The 14,849-nt window shown below is 68.1% G+C and carries 17 protein-coding genes; 8 read left to right on the forward strand and 9 right to left on the reverse strand.

The window, feature by feature from the left end:
- The first annotated feature begins 130 nt into the window (after nt 1-130).
- Both EV652_RS07380 and EV652_RS07385 read left to right on the forward strand, forming a co-directional pair.
- Nucleotides 131-1,078: a carbohydrate kinase family protein gene (locus EV652_RS07380; RefSeq protein WP_132208229.1), complete on the forward strand. Its 948-nt coding sequence runs from the start codon at nt 131-133 to the stop codon at nt 1,076-1,078.
- Complete coding sequence (locus EV652_RS07385) at nt 1,078-1,548, forward strand: hypothetical protein (RefSeq protein WP_132208230.1); 471 nt, start codon at nt 1,078-1,080, stop codon at nt 1,546-1,548. The genes EV652_RS07380 and EV652_RS07385 overlap by 1 nt, the downstream gene beginning before the upstream one ends.
- Here EV652_RS07385 and EV652_RS07390 read toward each other — a convergent pair.
- Nucleotides 1,545-2,213 (reverse strand): FadR/GntR family transcriptional regulator, encoded by a 669-nt coding sequence (locus EV652_RS07390; RefSeq protein WP_242001618.1) that lies wholly within the window; start codon nt 2,211-2,213, stop codon nt 1,545-1,547. The two genes, EV652_RS07385 and EV652_RS07390, sit on opposite strands and share 4 nt — an antisense overlap.
- A 185-nt stretch (nt 2,214-2,398) precedes the next feature.
- On the opposite strand from EV652_RS07390, the gene EV652_RS07395 reads away from it, so the two are divergent.
- Genes EV652_RS07395 through EV652_RS07405 form a run of 3 tightly spaced genes read left to right on the forward strand, consistent with a single transcriptional unit; the run spans nt 2,399 to nt 4,508 of the window.
- Nucleotides 2,399-3,760: a 2-isopropylmalate synthase gene (locus EV652_RS07395; protein WP_242001619.1), complete on the forward strand. Its 1,362-nt coding sequence runs from the start codon at nt 2,399-2,401 to the stop codon at nt 3,758-3,760.
- Nucleotides 3,748-3,954: an ATP-binding cassette domain-containing protein gene (locus EV652_RS07400; protein ID WP_132208231.1), complete on the forward strand. Its 207-nt coding sequence runs from the start codon at nt 3,748-3,750 to the stop codon at nt 3,952-3,954. Before EV652_RS07395 ends, EV652_RS07400 begins: the two co-directional genes overlap by 13 nt.
- Nucleotides 3,955-3,995: 41 nt before the next feature.
- The gene (locus EV652_RS07405) at nt 3,996-4,508 is read left to right on the forward strand and encodes a hypothetical protein (RefSeq protein ID WP_132208232.1); all 513 of its coding nucleotides are present in this window, start codon (nt 3,996-3,998) and stop codon (nt 4,506-4,508) included.
- Nucleotides 4,509-4,544: 36 nt separating this feature from the next.
- Here the strand turns inward: EV652_RS07405 and EV652_RS07410 are convergent, their stop codons facing one another.
- Nucleotides 4,545-5,240 carry a DUF1707 SHOCT-like domain-containing protein gene (locus EV652_RS07410; RefSeq protein WP_132208233.1) on the reverse strand — a complete coding sequence of 232 codons (696 nt, stop codon included), beginning with the start codon at nt 5,238-5,240 and terminating at the stop codon, nt 4,545-4,547.
- Nucleotides 5,241-5,394: 154 nt separating this feature from the next.
- Here EV652_RS07410 and EV652_RS07415 point away from each other — a divergent pair, with 154 nt between their 5' ends.
- Together EV652_RS07415 and EV652_RS07420 are read left to right on the forward strand one after the other, a co-directional pair.
- Complete coding sequence (locus EV652_RS07415; protein WP_132208234.1) at nt 5,395-7,059, forward strand: fumarate hydratase; 1,665 nt, start codon at nt 5,395-5,397, stop codon at nt 7,057-7,059.
- Between the two features lie 71 nt (nt 7,060-7,130).
- Nucleotides 7,131-7,559: a nitroreductase/quinone reductase family protein gene (locus EV652_RS07420; protein ID WP_132208235.1), complete on the forward strand. Its 429-nt coding sequence runs from the start codon at nt 7,131-7,133 to the stop codon at nt 7,557-7,559.
- Here the strand turns inward: EV652_RS07420 and EV652_RS43960 are convergent.
- The 4 genes from EV652_RS43960 to EV652_RS07435 are packed head-to-tail and all read right to left on the reverse strand — an operon-like array spanning nt 7,556 to nt 10,435.
- Entirely contained in the window at nt 7,556-7,714 is a 159-nt protein-coding gene (locus EV652_RS43960; protein WP_158441108.1) for a hypothetical protein, read from the reverse strand. The genes EV652_RS07420 and EV652_RS43960 overlap by 4 nt on opposite strands.
- A gap of 56 nt (nt 7,715-7,770) precedes the next feature.
- Nucleotides 7,771-8,313 carry a P-loop nucleotide/nucleoside kinase family protein gene (locus tag EV652_RS07425; RefSeq protein ID WP_158441109.1) on the reverse strand — a complete coding sequence of 181 codons (543 nt, stop codon included), beginning with the start codon at nt 8,311-8,313 and terminating at the stop codon, nt 7,771-7,773.
- Nucleotides 8,310-8,999 (reverse strand): ribonuclease FAU-1 family protein, encoded by a 690-nt coding sequence (locus EV652_RS07430; RefSeq protein WP_242001620.1) that lies wholly within the window; start codon nt 8,997-8,999, stop codon nt 8,310-8,312. Before EV652_RS07430 ends, EV652_RS07425 begins: the two co-directional genes overlap by 4 nt.
- Nucleotides 8,996-10,435, reverse strand: coding sequence for a class II fumarate hydratase (locus tag EV652_RS07435; protein WP_132208237.1), 1,440 nt, complete (start codon nt 10,433-10,435; stop codon nt 8,996-8,998). The genes EV652_RS07430 and EV652_RS07435 overlap by 4 nt, the downstream gene beginning before the upstream one ends.
- A 76-nt stretch (nt 10,436-10,511) precedes the next feature.
- Between EV652_RS07435 and EV652_RS07440 the strand changes: the two genes are divergently transcribed.
- Nucleotides 10,512-10,889, forward strand: coding sequence for a DUF3224 domain-containing protein (locus EV652_RS07440; RefSeq protein ID WP_132208238.1), 378 nt, complete (start codon nt 10,512-10,514; stop codon nt 10,887-10,889).
- Here EV652_RS07440 and EV652_RS07445 read toward each other — a convergent pair.
- From EV652_RS07445 to phoH2, 3 genes are all read right to left on the reverse strand, one after another.
- A complete protein-coding gene (locus tag EV652_RS07445; protein WP_132208239.1) occupies nt 10,874-11,521 on the reverse strand; it encodes a spermidine synthase in 648 nt (215 codons plus the stop codon). The genes EV652_RS07440 and EV652_RS07445 overlap by 16 nt on opposite strands.
- 237 nt (nt 11,522-11,758) lie before the next feature.
- On the reverse strand, nt 11,759-12,457 hold the full coding sequence (locus EV652_RS07450) for an aggregation-promoting factor C-terminal-like domain-containing protein (protein WP_132208240.1): 699 nt from the start codon (nt 12,455-12,457) through the stop codon (nt 11,759-11,761).
- Between the two features lie 184 nt (nt 12,458-12,641).
- Nucleotides 12,642-13,976 carry an RNA 5'-3' helicase PhoH2 gene (gene phoH2, locus EV652_RS07455; protein ID WP_132208241.1) on the reverse strand — a complete coding sequence of 445 codons (1,335 nt, stop codon included), beginning with the start codon at nt 13,974-13,976 and terminating at the stop codon, nt 12,642-12,644.
- Between the last annotated feature and the right edge of the window lie 873 nt (nt 13,977-14,849).

Raw genomic sequence — 14,849 nt, forward strand, 5'->3', positions numbered from 1 at the left:
GGCCTCCGGCGCCGGCAGGGTCACGGGGCTTTGACTCCCGGCCTTCCCTCGTCGCTCCAGTCGCGGTGCTTTTGGCCACGCCTCCGGCGCGGCGGGTCCTTCCACTCCTCAGTCCAGGCCGGGAGGTCCCGTGACCGCGCCCGTCCTCGTTGTTGGGGAGGCTCTCGTGGACATTGTCGGTGCCGCGGGAAAGACCACCAGGAACGGCAACGGCAAGACCAAGGCGACGCCTGGCGGCTCGCCGGCCAATGTCGCTGTCGGGCTGGCGCGTCTCGGCGTACCGACCCAGCTCGTCACCCGCTTCGGCACCGATCCGTACGGCGACCAGCTCGGCGCTCACCTGTTCGGGAACGGCGTCCAGCTCGCGCCCGGCTCGGTGGAGCCCGGTTTCAGGACCAGTACGGCGACCGCGACGCTCGATGCGGCCGGGGTGGCGTCGTACCAGTTCGACATCACCTGGGAGCCGCCGGCGCTCTCGCTGTCGCGGGGTTGCCCGGCGATCCACACCGGGTCGATCGCGACTGTGCTCGAGCCGGGCGCGGAGGCGATCCACGCCTTCCTGAAGTCGATGGCGGAGCAGCCGGTGACGGTGACGCTCGATCCGAACGCGCGGCCGACGATCACACCGGACCCGGTGTCGACGTGGGCCGCCGTACGTGAGCTGGCCGCGCTGTCCGACCTGGTGAAGCTGAGCGACGAGGACTGCGAGTTCCTGCGGCCCGGACAGTCGGCCGACGAGATCGCGGCGGAGCTGCTGAGCGTCGATCGGACCCGGTGCGTGGTGATCACGCGCGGCGGGGACGGCGCGATCGGGATCAGCGCGGACGCGCGCGTCGAGGTGACGGCGCCCGCGATCACGGTGATCGACACCGTCGGCGCCGGCGATTCGTTCATGTCGGCGTTGATCGCGGGCCTGCACACGCGCGGTCTGCTCGGTGCGACGCGGCTGGAAGGACTGACGGCGTCGGACCTGCGTGATGTGGTGGACTACGCGGTGAAGGCTGCCGCGATCACGTGCACGCGGCACGGGGCCGACCCGCCGTCGGCTGCTGAGCATGTTGCGACCTGGGGTGCTTGATGTCAGCTGATACGTGGTCCTCGGAGCTCGAGAGCAAGGGCAGCGTCGTCTTCCCGCCGCGGCGGGGGCGGCTGGCGGTCCGGCTGGCCGGGTTCGCACTGCTGATGGTGATGTCGGCGTGGACGAATCTCGACCATCTGCGCAACGACGACATCTCCGGGACGCTCGGCGTACTGCGGCTGACCGCATTGGCCGCCTTCGTCTACGGCACCGGCCTGACGCTGTGGCAACTGATCACCAATCGGCCGGTCGTCAAGGTCGACGCCGACGGCATCACGCGCGGCCGCAGTCTGCGCTGGTCCGGCATCACCAGCATCGACGACCCGGCCGGTCTGCCCGGCATCCGGACCGTGCAGATTCGCCCCGCTGATCGGCGGGCCCGGCCGTTGACCATCCCGCAGGACAACGTCGGTGACCTGGACGCCCTAACGCCTTGGCTGCGCTCACTCCACGACCGGCATCGCGCCTAGTTGACTGCGCTCCGGACCGCGCTGAGGTGTTCCCGCGCCCTGGTCGCGGCGAGCTCGGGGTCGCGGTCGCGGATGGCGTCGGCGATCGCCTCGTGCGCCGCCTGATCGTGGCGGTGGCGGTGCACCTGGTCGAGCTTCAGCATGTCGAGCATCGCCCGGCGGATCCGCGGTACGAAGGTGTCGAACAGTTCGGTCAGTACGGCGTTGTGCGCGGCGGTGACCACGGCCCGGTGGAAGGCCAGGTCCGCCTCGACGTACCAGTCGTCGGGTGACTTCTCGGAGGCCTTCTTCCGGTCCGTCAGTGTGTACCGGAAGTTCTTGAGATCGGCCGGCGTACGACGGCTTGCCGCCAGCCGGGCCGCCTCGGTCTCGATCGCAAGCCGCCCTTCCAGGACGTCGGTGATGTCGGCCTTGCGGAGGACCTTGTCCCAGTCCTCCGTGGCCTGATGCGCGATGACGAACACACCGGCGCCCTGGCGGCTCTCGAGCACCCGGCGGCCGGCCAGTTCACGGACCGCCTCGCGGATCGTCGACCGGCCGACACCCAGCTGTGCGGCCAGCGTGGTCTCGCCCGGCAGCTTCTGGCCGAGCTGCCACTCGCCGCTGCCGATCCGGCGGAGGAGCTCCTCGGCCGCCTGCTCTGCGAGTGGGTGACGGCGGATCATGCGGCTCAGTCTAGGGCGTCTGAAGTTCTCAGCTTGTCTGAGGAGTTGATCTCGGGTTAGCGTGTTCCGCATGTCCTGGAACCTTCTCCTTCTTGGCCGCCACGGCGGGAGCTGATTCGACCGGCACCCCCACCGTGGAGTGCTGTCGCCTGCCGGTCTCAGTTGCGAGCCGAAGGAAGAGATCGATGGACTGGAACCGCCAGCAGCACTCCACCATGCCCAGCCACCGCTACCGCGACATCTTCGCGAAGGTGCCGGTCGCACCCGTCGACCGCGAGTGGCCGGACCGCCGGATCACCACCGCCCCGCTCTGGGTGCCGGTCGACCTGCGGGACGGCAACCAGGCGTTGGCCGACCCGATGGACCCCGAGCGCAAGCGTCGGTTCTTCGAGCTGATGGTTGCCATCGGCTACAAGGAGATCGAGGTCGGGTACCCGTCCGCCTCACAGACCGACTTCGACTTCGTCCGGCTGCTGGCGACTGGTGATCTCGTGCCCGCCGATGTCACGGTCGTGGTCTTCACACCGGCCCGGCCGGAGTTGATCGAGCGGACCGTCGAGTCGATCGCCGGGATGCGCGGTCAGGTGGTCATCCACATGTACGCCGCCACGGCTCCGACCTGGCGGGACGTCGTACTGCGTCGTACCAAGGACGAACTGGCGTCGCTGATCTACGCCGGCGCCGAGGACATCCTGCGGCTCGCAGGTGCACAGGAGAACGTGCGGTTCCAGTTCTCGCCGGAGGTGTTCAACCTGACCGAGCCGGACTTCGTACTGGAGTTGAGCGATCAGCTGACCAAGCGGTGGGATGCGACGCCGGAGCGGCCGGTCATCCTCAACCTGCCCGCGACGGTCGAGGCCGCAACCCCGAACGTGTACGCCGACCAGGTCGAGTACATGGACAAGAACCTGCCCCGCCGCGACAGCGTCATCCTGTCGGTCCACCCGCACAACGACCGTGGCACCGGGATCGCCTGCGCGGAACTCGCCGTACTCGCCGGCGCGCAGCGGGTCGAGGGCTGCATCTTCGGCAACGGTGAACGCACCGGGAACGTCGACATCGCCACCCTAGCGCTCAATCTGCACGCGCAGGGCGTCGACCCGATGATCGACTTCTCCGACATCGACGGGATCCGCGAGACGGTCGAGTACTGCACCCGGATGCCGATCCATCCACGGCACCCGTACGTCGGGGACCTCGTCTACACGGCGTTCTCCGGGACCCATCAGGACGCGATCCGGAAGGGGTTCGCGGAACACCGGCGGCGGTCCTCCTCCGGCGGTGATGTGGCCTGGGATGTGCCTTATCTGGCGATCGATCCGGCCGATTTGGGTCGCGGGTACGAGGCCGTCGTACGGGTGAACAGCCAGTCGGGGAAGGGCGGGATCGCGCACGTGCTTGAGACGACGTACGGCGTACGTCTCTCGGCTCACCAGGAACGCGAGTTCGCGCGGCACGTGCAGCGCCGTACCGACGAGACGGGCCGGGAGGCGAGTGCGGTGGAGCTGAAGGAACTGTACGAGGAGGTTTTCGGGTGCTCGAACTGAAGGACGTCGACTTCGTCCGGGACGGCAAACTGCTGCTTGCCAGGGTGTCGTTGACGATCGGCGAAGGTGAGCGGTGGGCGCTGCTCGGGCCGAACGGGGCAGGCAAGAGCACACTGCTGGGTTTGTGCGGGGCGGTCACGCATCCGACCCGCGGGACCGTCGAGATCCTCGGCCTGCGCCTCGGCACCGTCTAAAGTGACCTTGCTCCGGGGGGAGTCGAGGGCTGGGGGATGCCATGGCTGTGATGGGGGACGCGTCCGCCGAGGTGTGGGCCGAGGAACTGCGACGCACTGGTCGGGTGGTCTTTCCACAGCGACCGCGAGCCTTCGTGTTCAAGGCCGTCATCACCGTCTGGCCTGCCGTCATGGCGGTGAACGCGTCCCCCAGCATGCTGGAAGAGGGAGGCTTCTCCCGCGTCCTGGCGTTCTTTCTGTTCGCCTTGTTCATCGGCTCTGCCGGCTACCTCGTCTGGCAGGCAATCACCCGGCGGCCCGTTCTGACCGTCGATCGCGCAGGCATTCGCTCCGGCCGGAAGTTCATGCCCTGGATCGAAATCGGCGCGATCGGCATTCCCCACGGCCCCGGATTCCTCCAAACCCTCCCGATCATCCCGGCCAACGTCTGGGCCAAGGACCTCACCCTCAGCCAGGAGAACGTTCGGGACGTTCTCGCTCTTGCCCGTTGGCTGGAGGAAGTACTGAAGGAGCAACGCCGCCTGGCCGTCACCGATGACCTTGCGTCCGACTAGGACACGACGCAGATCCGCAACCCCTAGGCGGCCGGGTCAGGCGAGGCCGAGGCGTTTGGTGAGGCGGGGGCCTCGTTTGATTTTGATTTCGCCGAGGATGGCGGTGCCGCGGATGTGGAAGGTGGTCGGCTTGCCGGGGGTGCTGGGGCCGGCGGGGCCGGACTGTTGTTCGGAGACGGAGCCGAGGATGGGGTTGCTGTCGAGGTGGACGATTGCGTTCTGCGGGACGCGGATCTTCACGTCGGCCAGGATCGACTTCACCTCGACGTACACCTCGTCGTACGGAAGCTGGGCCTCGGTGTAGTCCAGGGTGATGTCGCCGAGGACGGCGTTGACCTCCTGGTGCTGGGGTGCGAGCCAGTTGCCGGTGCGCTTGGTCTCCGACATGAACGCGTTGATCACCGGTCCCGTCTGGACCGTGACCCCGGCGTACTGCTGCGTGCTGACGGCCGGCACACCCGGAACGGCGAGGCCGTTCGGGAGGTCGGCGGTGATCTCGACCAGTTCGCCGTACGTCTTGGAGGCGAACAGGGTCTCGAGTCGCTCCTCGAGCTCGGCGTACGACAGCCGCCCCTCGGCCGCGGCCTCCCGCAGTACGTCGGCGACTTCCTCGCGCTCCAGGTCCGACACCCGGCGCCGCATCGCCAGCTCGTCACCGGTCAGTGGTGCCGGCGGCTGCGCGGGCACGGAATCCTGCGGTCGGTTGTCCTGGGGAACCTCATCCTGAGCCACACCAAAACCTTACGCGCGGGCACGGCGCACGGCAGCCAGGTGTCCTCCCCGATTCAACCCTGATCCGATCCCTGAGGCTGGCCTAACCTCAGTCGGCAGGACGCGGCGAACTAGGCTTTGGGGAGTTCAGACCACTTGTGATGGAGGTACGCCGGTGTCCGCCGACTTCAGTTACTCCGACCTGTTGCCGCTCGGTGCCGACGACACGGAGTACCGACTGCTGACGACCGAGGGCGTGAGCACGTTCACGGCCGGCGACCGGACCTTCCTGCAGGTGCAGCCGGACGTGCTGCAGGCGCTGACCGCGGAGGCGATGCACGACATCTCGCACTACCTGCGGACCGCGCACCTCGAGCAGCTGCGCCGGATCATCGACGACCCGGCGGCCTCCGGGAACGACCGGTTCGTCGCACTCGACCTGCTGAAGAACGCGAACATCTCGGCCGGTGGCGTCCTGCCGATGTGCCAGGACACCGGCACGGCGATCGTGATGGGCAAGAAGTCCGAGGGCGTACTGACCGGCGCGGTCGACGAGGAGTGGATCAGCCGCGGTGTGTACGACGCCTACACCAAGCTGAACCTGCGCTACTCCCAGATGGCCCCGCTGAATATGTGGGACGAGAAGAACACCGGCTCGAACCTCCCGGCGCAGATCGAGCTCTACTCCACCCCGGCCAAGGGCGACCCGGCGTACAAGTTCCTCTTCATGGCCAAGGGCGGTGGCTCGGCGAACAAGTCGTTCCTGTTCCAGGAGACCAAGGCGGTGCTCAACCCGGACGGGATGATGCGGTTCCTGGACGAGAAGATCCGCTCCCTCGGTACGGCGGCCTGCCCGCCGTACCACCTCGCGGTCGTCGTCGGCGGCACCTCCGCGGAGTACGCGCTGAAGACCGCGAAGTACGCGTCCGCGCACTACCTCGACTCGCTGCCGACCTCGGGTTCGCCGCTCGGGCACGGATTCCGCGACCTGGAGCTGGAGGAGAAGGTCTTCGAGCTGACCCAGGAGTTCGGCATCGGAGCACAGTTCGGCGGCAAGTACTTCTGCCACGACGTGCGGGTGATCCGGCTGCCGCGGCACGGCGCGTCCTGCCCGGTCGCGATCGCGGTGTCGTGCTCGGCCGACCGGCAGGCGCTGGCCAAGATCACGCCGGAGGGTGTGTTCCTGGAGCAGCTCGAGCGCGACCCGGCACGGTTCCTGCCGGACACTGCCGACGAGCACCTCGCGGACGACACCGACGTCGTCCGCATCGACCTCAACCGGCCGATGAGCGAGGTCCGCGCCGAGCTGACCAAGCTGCCGGTGAAGACCCGGCTCTCGCTGAGCGGCCCGCTCGTCGTCGCGCGGGACATCGCGCACGCCAAGATCAAGGAGCGGCTGGACGCCGGCGAGCCGATGCCGCAGTACCTGCGCGACCACGCGGTGTACTACGCCGGCCCGGCCAAGACGCCCGAGGGGTACGCATCCGGCTCCTTCGGGCCGACCACGGCGGGCCGGATGGACGCGTACGTCGACCAGTTCCAGGCGGCCGGTGGATCGTTCGTGATGCTTGCGAAGGGCAACCGGTCGGCCAAGGTGACGCAGGCGTGCAAGGAGCACGGCGGGTTCTACCTGGGCTCGATCGGCGGTCCGGCGGCGCGGCTGGCGCAGGACTGCATCAAGTCCGTCGACGTGATCGAGTACGCCGAGCTCGGGATGGAAGCGGTCTGGAAGATCGAGGTCGAGGACTTCCCGGCGTTCGTCGTGGTGGATGACAAGGGCAACGACTTCTTCACCGACACCCGCAAACCCGTCCCCCTCACGGTCCGCCCCCGCAGCTGACATCTCGGTACTGCGAGGGTGCTTGACGACTGCCGGTGATCGCAGGACCCTCGGAAGCGGGGGTGGTGGGGATGAGCCGACGGATGGCGCGGATGGGGAACCGGATCGGGGTGTGGATGTATCGCACCCTCGACGGGCGGCTGGTCAGTGGCAGCAAGGACGTGCACGTCCTGATGCTGACCACGCCCGGCCGCCGGACCGGCGTACCGCACTCGACCTGCGTGCGGTACCTGGAACGGCCCGACGGACTACTGGTCTGGGGAACCGGCTCAGGGTCGAGGAGCGATCCGGACTGGTTCCGCAACCTGCGCGCGGTCGAGACGACCGACGTCCAGATCGGCGCGAAGCACCAGAACATGCATCCGCGCGAACTGACCGGCCAGGAACGTCAGACCGTCTGGACCGACGTCATCCTGGCCGAAGACCCACGCATCGGCCGCTACGCCACCAAAGCAAAGCGCCCCATCCCGGTCGCCGTACTGGAACCCGTCGAGAGCTAGCCGGCCTGGGCTTCGACTGGGTCCGGGAGTCTGAGGAGGAGCATCTTGGCGGCCCGGACGACGTCGGCTTCGTTGTGGCCGAAGGCCTGGAGGTACGACCCAAGCGCGGATCGCAGTAGTCGCAGCTCCTCAGGTTGCAGCTCGATCGTGTACATATTTCCACGGTAAGTCCGAACCGGGAATTAAGAACCCCTCGTGACCCACCCGTTGTTCACGAGATCCAGGCGACATGGGCGAGGATCTCGGCGGCGACCTCCTCCGGGGCCCGGTCGTTGGTGACGGTGTGGTCCTGGATCGGCTCGTGGGTCGCGGCATGGTCCAGGGCGGCTTGGAGGTCCCACTCGGGTCCGCGGGTGGTCCGGGTACGCTCCGCGATCAGGTCCGGCGGAGTGACCACCCTGACCACCTGTACGTCGCAGTCCACCAACGCCGAGGTGTACGCCGCTCGGTGGTCGGCCGTGTCCACAGGACCACTGACGACCATGAAGCGGGCACCGGCGTCGCGGTAGGTGGTCCAGACCGCGGCGAGGTTGTGGACCCGCAACTGGTCGTGGAACGGCAGACCGGCGAGGTGAGCGCGACCGGCGACGGCCGGGCCTGGTCGACCCGCAGGGCCGAACTGGGCGACGGCGTCGAGGTCGAGCACCGCGGTCGGGTGGCGACGGGACGTCAGCAGACGACCGATGGCCTGGCCAAGGGTGGTCTTGCCGACCCCGATGCCACCGCTGAGCAGCAGAGCTTGCGGCATGGTCAACTGTGGAGCTCCTCGGCGATCAGGGTCGGTTGGTGTGTGGTCGGGGCCGTCGGCAGGCGCCAGTGAGCGGGCGCCGTCCAGGACTCCCAGCCGTCCGAGAACGGCGAGCCCCAGGCCTCGATCTCGCGAACCGCCGCATGCGCGTCGGCAATGATCCGGGCGGCCTCGGCGGAGGTGAAACGACCCGCGGTCACCGCACCCTCCAGTTCGTCCTCGTCCTTCCACTCGATCGTCCGATCCGGGTGGATCCAGAGATCGAGGACATGATCGACGGTGCTGGTACGTCGACCAGCGACGTCCCGAACATGCGGCGCCTCGAGGTTCACATACCACCCGCGGAACGTGCCGTCTTCCGCCCAGAAGAGCCAGACCGACCACGGCTTGCCCGGTGGCAGCACCTTCAGGATCCCGGTGCCGCGCCAGACGTCGAGCTTCAGCACCCGCTCCTCGGTGAACATCGCGACCGGACCGGCGTACCTGGTCTCGCGGCCGTCGGTGAGCACCGGCTTGATCAGCGGCGTACCGGGCGCGAGCCAGGCGACCAGCCCGTCCTCGTCGTCTCGCACCACTGTCATCGGCCGGACGTTCGGTTTGTCCTCGTGCCGACCGGTCCCCTGGTACACCCACTCGATCACCGTGCCCGGCTCCCAGAAGCGCCCCGGCTCAGGCGCCGCCGCGGCCGTCACGGCTGCGCCGGATTCTGGGCCGGATTCTGGGCCGACTCCTGGGCCGGCCGAGTCATCGAGAGAACGTCGAGCGCCGCGTCCAACTGCTCCTCGGTCAGATCGCCCTTCTCCACATGGCCATTCTCCATGACCACTTCGCGGATCGTCTTGCCCTGCTTGAGTGCGCTCTTCGCCACCGCGGCCGCGTTCTCGTACCCGATGTAGCGGTTGAGCGGAGTCACGATCGACGGCGACGACTCGGCCAGCGCACGGGCGTGCTCGACGTTCGCGGTGATGCCGTCGACACAGCGCTCGGCCAGCAGGCGGGAACTGTTCGCCAGGAGGGTGATCGACTCGAGCAGGTTGCGCGCGATCACCGGGAGCATCACGTTGAGCTCGAAGTTGCCCCCGGCACCGGCCACGGTGATCGTGGTGTCGTTGCCCATCACCTGGGCGGCGACCATCAGCGTCGCCTCGCAGATCACCGGGTTCACCTTGCCCGGCATGATGCTCGACCCCGGTTGCAGGTCGGGCAACTGGATCTCGCCCAGCCCGGCCCGCGGCCCGGACCCCATCCAGCGCAGGTCGTTGCAGATCTTCGTCAGGCTGACCGCGATCGTCTTGAGCTGACCGGACAGCTCGACCAGCCCGTCCCGCGCCCCCTGCGCCTCGAAGTGATCCGCCGCCTCGCTCAGCTCCAAGCCGGTCCGGCGGTTCAGCTCGTCGATCACCTTGGCGGCGAACCCGGGTGGCGTGTTAATCCCCGTCCCGACCGCCGTACCTCCCAAGGGCAGCTCGGACACCCGGGGCAGCGTCGCACGGACCCGGTCTGCACCGCGACGGATCTGCATCGCGTACCCGTCGAACTCCTGCCCGAGCGTCACCGGCGTCGCGTCCATCAGGTGGGTCCGCCCGGACTTCACCACTTCGGCGAACTCGGATCCCTTGTCAGACAGGGATTGCGCCAACTGCTCGAGCGCCGGCAACAGATCCTGGACGACGCCCGCGGTGGCGGCGACGTGGATCGCCGACGGGAACGTGTCGTTACTGGACTGGGACGCGTTGACGTGGTCGTTCGGATGCACCTCGGTGCCGAGCTCGCGGCTGGCGAGTGTTGCGATCACCTCGTTGGCGTTCATGTTCGTCGACGTCCCCGAGCCGGTCTGGAACACGTCGATCGGGAACTCCGCGTCGTACTCCCCCGCGGCCACCTTGCTCGCGGCGGCGACGATCGCGTCGGCCTGCGCCTGGTCGATGACGCCGAGCTCGGCGTTCACCACGGCCGCCGAGGCCTTGATCTGCGCGAGCGCATGCACGAGCGCCGGTGCCAGCGGCCGGCCGGAGATCGGGAAGTTCTCCACCGCACGCTGGGTCTGCGCCCGCCACAACGCGTCCCGAGGCACCTTGACCTCGCCCATCGTGTCGTGCTCGATCCTGAATTCCACGTTGTCACCCATACCTGCAGAGTACGTCGCTCAGCGCTGTCGGCCCGCCCTGATAAACAAGCTTGTGGACAACGACACAGGAGGACGGATGGCGTTCACCCAGGCTTTCGAGATCACCCAGTGGGAGCAGGCGGCGTACGACGAAACGGGCAAGATCCAGCTCGGCCGGGCAACGGTCGGCAAGACCTTCACCGGCGGCGATCTCGAGGGGACCAGCTCCGCCGAGCTGCTGATGGTCGGGACCGGCGACGGGCCGGCGACGTACACAGCCGTCGAGCGCTTCACCGGCACACTGGCCGGCCGAACGGGCTCCTTCGTCATGGTGCACGGGGCAACGGCTGACCAGACGTCCTCACCGGGCAAGATCGTCGCGGCTGACGGCGACTTGACCGGCCTCACCGGCACGGTCGTCTACGAGCACGACGAACAGGGGCCGCGCCTGACCGTGGACTACAAGCTGCCCTGATAGACGTAGTACGTCTCGGCCCGTCCCTGGAGATCGACGGGGACGGGCTTCACCTCGCACGCGCCGAAGACGGAGGTGACGACCGCCTCCAGGTCCGGAGACGCGGACGACGACCAGACTGTCAGTACGCCGCCAGCTCGTAGCTTGGATCGACAAGTGGTGACGAACGGGGAAGCGTAAACAGCCGAGTTCTCGTTGTACACAAGGAAATCCGGCCCGTTGTCGACATCCAGCAGGATGCCGTCCAGCGACGCACCCTCCTGAGCAACCACCACATCGCGTACGTCGCCCAACACCACAGACACCCGCGGATCGTCCAGCACGGACGGCACCAACCCGGCACGCATCCACGAGACCACATCCGGCTCGATCTCCGCGACGACCACCTCACCCAGCCGCACATCCCTCAACAGCGCGCGCACGGTGTAGCCGAGCCCCAGACCACCCACCAGCACGCGATCAGGACGCCGTACCGACGAGAGCACAGCCGACGCAAGCAACTCCTCGCTGGACGTCTCCACGTCGTCCATCACGAAGACGCCGTTCACCCGCAACTCCAGCGCCCCGTCATCCACGCGCCGCCGCAGCACGAGTTCCCCGCGCTCACTGACCGCCCGCGCCACCTCGCTCACGGGCACATCCTCCCCCACCCCTTACGCCCGCAGAATCGAGGGCTAGAGGCCACAGTCAGAACGAGCGGCAGCGACCGCGTCCTCCGAATCCGCGTCCTCGGCCTCTGGTCTCCCGGCCACTCTCTGACCCAGCTAGCCCGCGTCCTCCGCAACGGCGGTCGGCGCGGCTGAGAGCACACCGTCCCAAGACCTGTGGGCGATAGGCCACAGATCTCCGGACGCAAGGAAAACGAGGGATCAGTACCAGCCCTTTGCTTGGGAGTGGGCCCAGGCGGAGCAGGGGGAGTTGTAGCGGTCCTCGATGTAGTCGAGGCCCCACTTGATCTGGGTGACCGGGTTGGTGCGCCAGTCGGAGCCGTACGCCGCCATCCGGTTGCCGGGGAGGGCCTGCGGGATGCCGTACGCCGAGGAACTCGGGTTGTCGGCGTCGACGCGCCAGCGGGACTCCTTGTTCCACAGCTTCTCCAGGCAGCTGAACTGCCCCTCGCCCCAGCCGTGGTCGGGCAGGAGGTTCATCGCGACCTCCTTGGGAGTGCCCTCGAGCTTCTTCCGCTCGGCGTCCCGGCTGGCGCGCTCGTCGCTGGAGCTCTCGTTGGTCTTCCGCAGCGCCTCATACCGTCTCAGCGCGGCGTTCTTGGCGGCCCGCTTCACTTGGGCCTGGTCCTGCGCCGCCTTCCGGGCCTGCTCGACGGCCTCGAGCTGGTTGCGCAGCCGGGAGACCTCCTTGGCCTGCTCCTCGGCGCTGAGTGGCTTGACCGACGGGGTCTTGACGGCGCGTGCCTTCTCGCTGTTCAGCACGGCCATCTCGGCCCGGCCTGACACCTGCTCCGAGGCATGACTGCTCCCGGGGGAGCTGAAGAGGTCGATACCCGCGACAACGGAGACGACGGCGATCCCAGTCACTGAGAGAGCCGCGAAGGAGCGCTTCGCTTTCATCTGTCCTTCCGAGAAAACCCGACCCCCGTCGGCTGCAACAGGAACATACTCTGGCCTAAACAGACCGTGATCACAAGCAGGTCACAAGGAACGGTGCGGCCGCCTGAGTGGCGGCCGCACCGGGTACAGCGGAAGTCTTACCTGAGCTTTACAGACTCCTATGACCTAAGAGTAGGAACACTCCTTACAGGTGCAGGTCGTCGAGCATCTCGGTCACCAGGGCGGCGATCGGGGAGCGCTCCGACCGGGTCAGGGTCACGTGCGCGAACAGCGGGTGGCCCTTCAGTTGCTCGACCACCGCGACGACGCCGTCGTGCCGGCCGACGCGCAGGTTGTCCCGCTGGGCGACGTCGTGGGTGAGCACCACTCGCGAGTTGGCGCCGACCCGGGACAGCACGGTGAGCAGCACGTTGCGCTCCAACGACTGGGCCTCGTCCACGATCACGAACGCGTCGTGCAGCGACCGGCCGCGGATGTGGGTCAGCGGCAACACCTCGAGCATGCCGCGGTCCATCACCTCGTCGATCACGTCAGCGCTGGTGAGCGCACCGAGGGTGTCGTACACGGCCTGGGCCCACGGCTGCATCTTCTCCGACTCCGAGCCGGGCAGGTACCCGAGCTCCTGGCCGCCGACCGCGAACAGCGGCCGGAAGACCACGACCTTCTTGTGCTGCCGCCGCTCCATCACCGCCTCGAGCCCGGCGCACAGCGCGAGCGCCGACTTACCGGTACCGGCTCGGCCGCCGAGCGAGATGATCCCGACATCCGGGTCCAGCAGCAGGTCGAGCGCGACCCGCTGCTCCGCCGACCGGCCGCGGATCCCGAACGCTTCCCGGTCACCCCGGACCAGCCGAATCCGCTTGTCCGGCATCACCCGGCCGAGCGCGCTGCCCCGCTCGGACAGCAGCACCAACCCGGTGTGGGTCGGGAACTCACCGGCCTGCGGAAGCTCGAGTACGCCGTTCTCGTAGAGGTCGTCCACGTCGTGCGTCTCGACCTCGAGCTCGCTCATCCCGGTCCAGCCGGACTCCAGCGTCAGCTCGGCGCGGTACTCCTCGGCCACCAGGCCGCACGCCGACGCCTTGACCCGCATCGGCAGGTCCTTCGAGACCAGCGTGACATCGCGGCCCTCGGCCTTGAAGTTGCAGGCCACCGCGAGGATGCGGCTGTCGTTGTCGCCGAGCCGGAAGCCGGCCGGCAAGGTCTCCGGGTCCGTATGGTTCAGTTCGACCCGAAGAGTTCCACCCTTCTCCCCCACTGGCAGGGGCGCGTCCAGACGTCCGTGCAGGATCCGGAGCTCGTCCAGCAGTCGCAGCGCGGTGCGCGCGAAGTAGCCGAGTTCCGGGTGATGCCGCTTGCCCTCCAATTCGGTGACGACGACCACCGGGACGACCACCTCGTGCTCGTCGAACCGCATCATCGCGTGCGGGTCGGACAGGAGCACGGAGGTGTCCAGCACGAAGGTGCGCTGGGCCGGTGCGGATGAGGTACTTGACGCCTTGGCGTGGGTGGCAGCCATGTCGCACGTCCTCTCGGGCCGCGACGTGCACCACGCCCGGCCCACCAGTGGTTAGGTGTTGGACCGGGAGTGAGGGTGTCTCCCCCCACCTCCTTCGTGCTGCGCGGCACTCGGCACGGCCTCGCGACTGAAGGAGGTGGGGGGAGACAACCTGGCCCGGGGATCTGGTGCAGATCCCCTCCGGACCGCCGCACGAGCGGATCCGGGAACCAGTGAGATCGAGACCTGGGGTCTCGGGCACTCCGTTCTGCCCCTCATGGGGCAACCGGCTGGCGAACGATTCTCAAGCTGATCGGGCCTCCCGGACAGCCGGCTTCCCCTCCGACCGTCACCACGAGGGTAGATCTGCCGCCCAAACGGCGCAGCCCGACACGCCCGTCCGCGGGGTTAACGGCTTGTTACACCTTGTCCCCCCACGCGGGGGAGGCCGCTCACCCACTGGAGTGATCCGGTACGGCGCCCGCTCGCGGAACGCTGGCGCCATGCGAAAACACTGGCCGGAACTGACCGGATACGCGACAGCCGTCTGGTCCTTCGCGTACGGCGTACTCGGCGTCTACTGGTCACTCGGAGGAGCCGACTACCCGTTCGCGAAGGTGGCCGACGAGCGCGCGACCGGCTCGATCCTGGAGGGGTCGTCAGCCGACGTCGTGGCACCGATCATGGCCGCGGTCGGACTCGGCGGCGCGGTGCTCGCGATCGTGATGACCAGGCGTCGCGCCCGCGGCTGGGTCCTGCAGACGATCGCCGCGGTCCTCGGGGTCGGCCTCGCCCTGGTGATCCCCGACTACACGCTGATCGCGCTCGTCGCGCTCTCCCCCGCCATCATCGTCTTCGCATTCACCGGCATACCCGGCGAACAAGCCGGCGTCG

It is taken from the genome of Kribbella steppae, assembly GCF_004342025.1.
Classification (GTDB): Bacteria; Actinomycetota; Actinomycetes; order Propionibacteriales; family Kribbellaceae; genus Kribbella; species Kribbella steppae.

Bases quoted from the DNA above. Each gene is read 5' to 3' on its own strand.
- EV652_RS07385 (WP_132208230.1), top strand. From the start codon at position 1,078: ATGTCAGCTGATACGTGGTCCTCGGAGCTCGAGAGCAAGGGCAGCGTC.
- EV652_RS07390 (WP_242001618.1), bottom strand. From the start codon at position 2,213: ATGATCCGCCGTCACCCACTCGCAGAGCAGGCGGCCGAGGAGCTCCTC.
- EV652_RS07395 (WP_242001619.1), top strand. From the start codon at position 2,399: ATGGACTGGAACCGCCAGCAGCACTCCACCATGCCCAGCCACCGCTAC.
- EV652_RS07405 (WP_132208232.1), top strand. From the start codon at position 3,996: ATGGCTGTGATGGGGGACGCGTCCGCCGAGGTGTGGGCCGAGGAACTG.
- EV652_RS07420 (WP_132208235.1), top strand. From the start codon at position 7,131: ATGAGCCGACGGATGGCGCGGATGGGGAACCGGATCGGGGTGTGGATG.
- EV652_RS43960 (WP_158441108.1), bottom strand. From the start codon at position 7,714: ATGTACACGATCGAGCTGCAACCTGAGGAGCTGCGACTACTGCGATCC.
- EV652_RS07435 (WP_132208237.1), bottom strand. From the start codon at position 10,435: ATGGGTGACAACGTGGAATTCAGGATCGAGCACGACACGATGGGCGAG.
- EV652_RS07440 (WP_132208238.1), top strand. From the start codon at position 10,512: ATGGCGTTCACCCAGGCTTTCGAGATCACCCAGTGGGAGCAGGCGGCG.
- EV652_RS07450 (WP_132208240.1), bottom strand. From the start codon at position 12,457: ATGAAAGCGAAGCGCTCCTTCGCGGCTCTCTCAGTGACTGGGATCGCC.
- phoH2 (WP_132208241.1), bottom strand. From the start codon at position 13,976: ATGGCTGCCACCCACGCCAAGGCGTCAAGTACCTCATCCGCACCGGCC.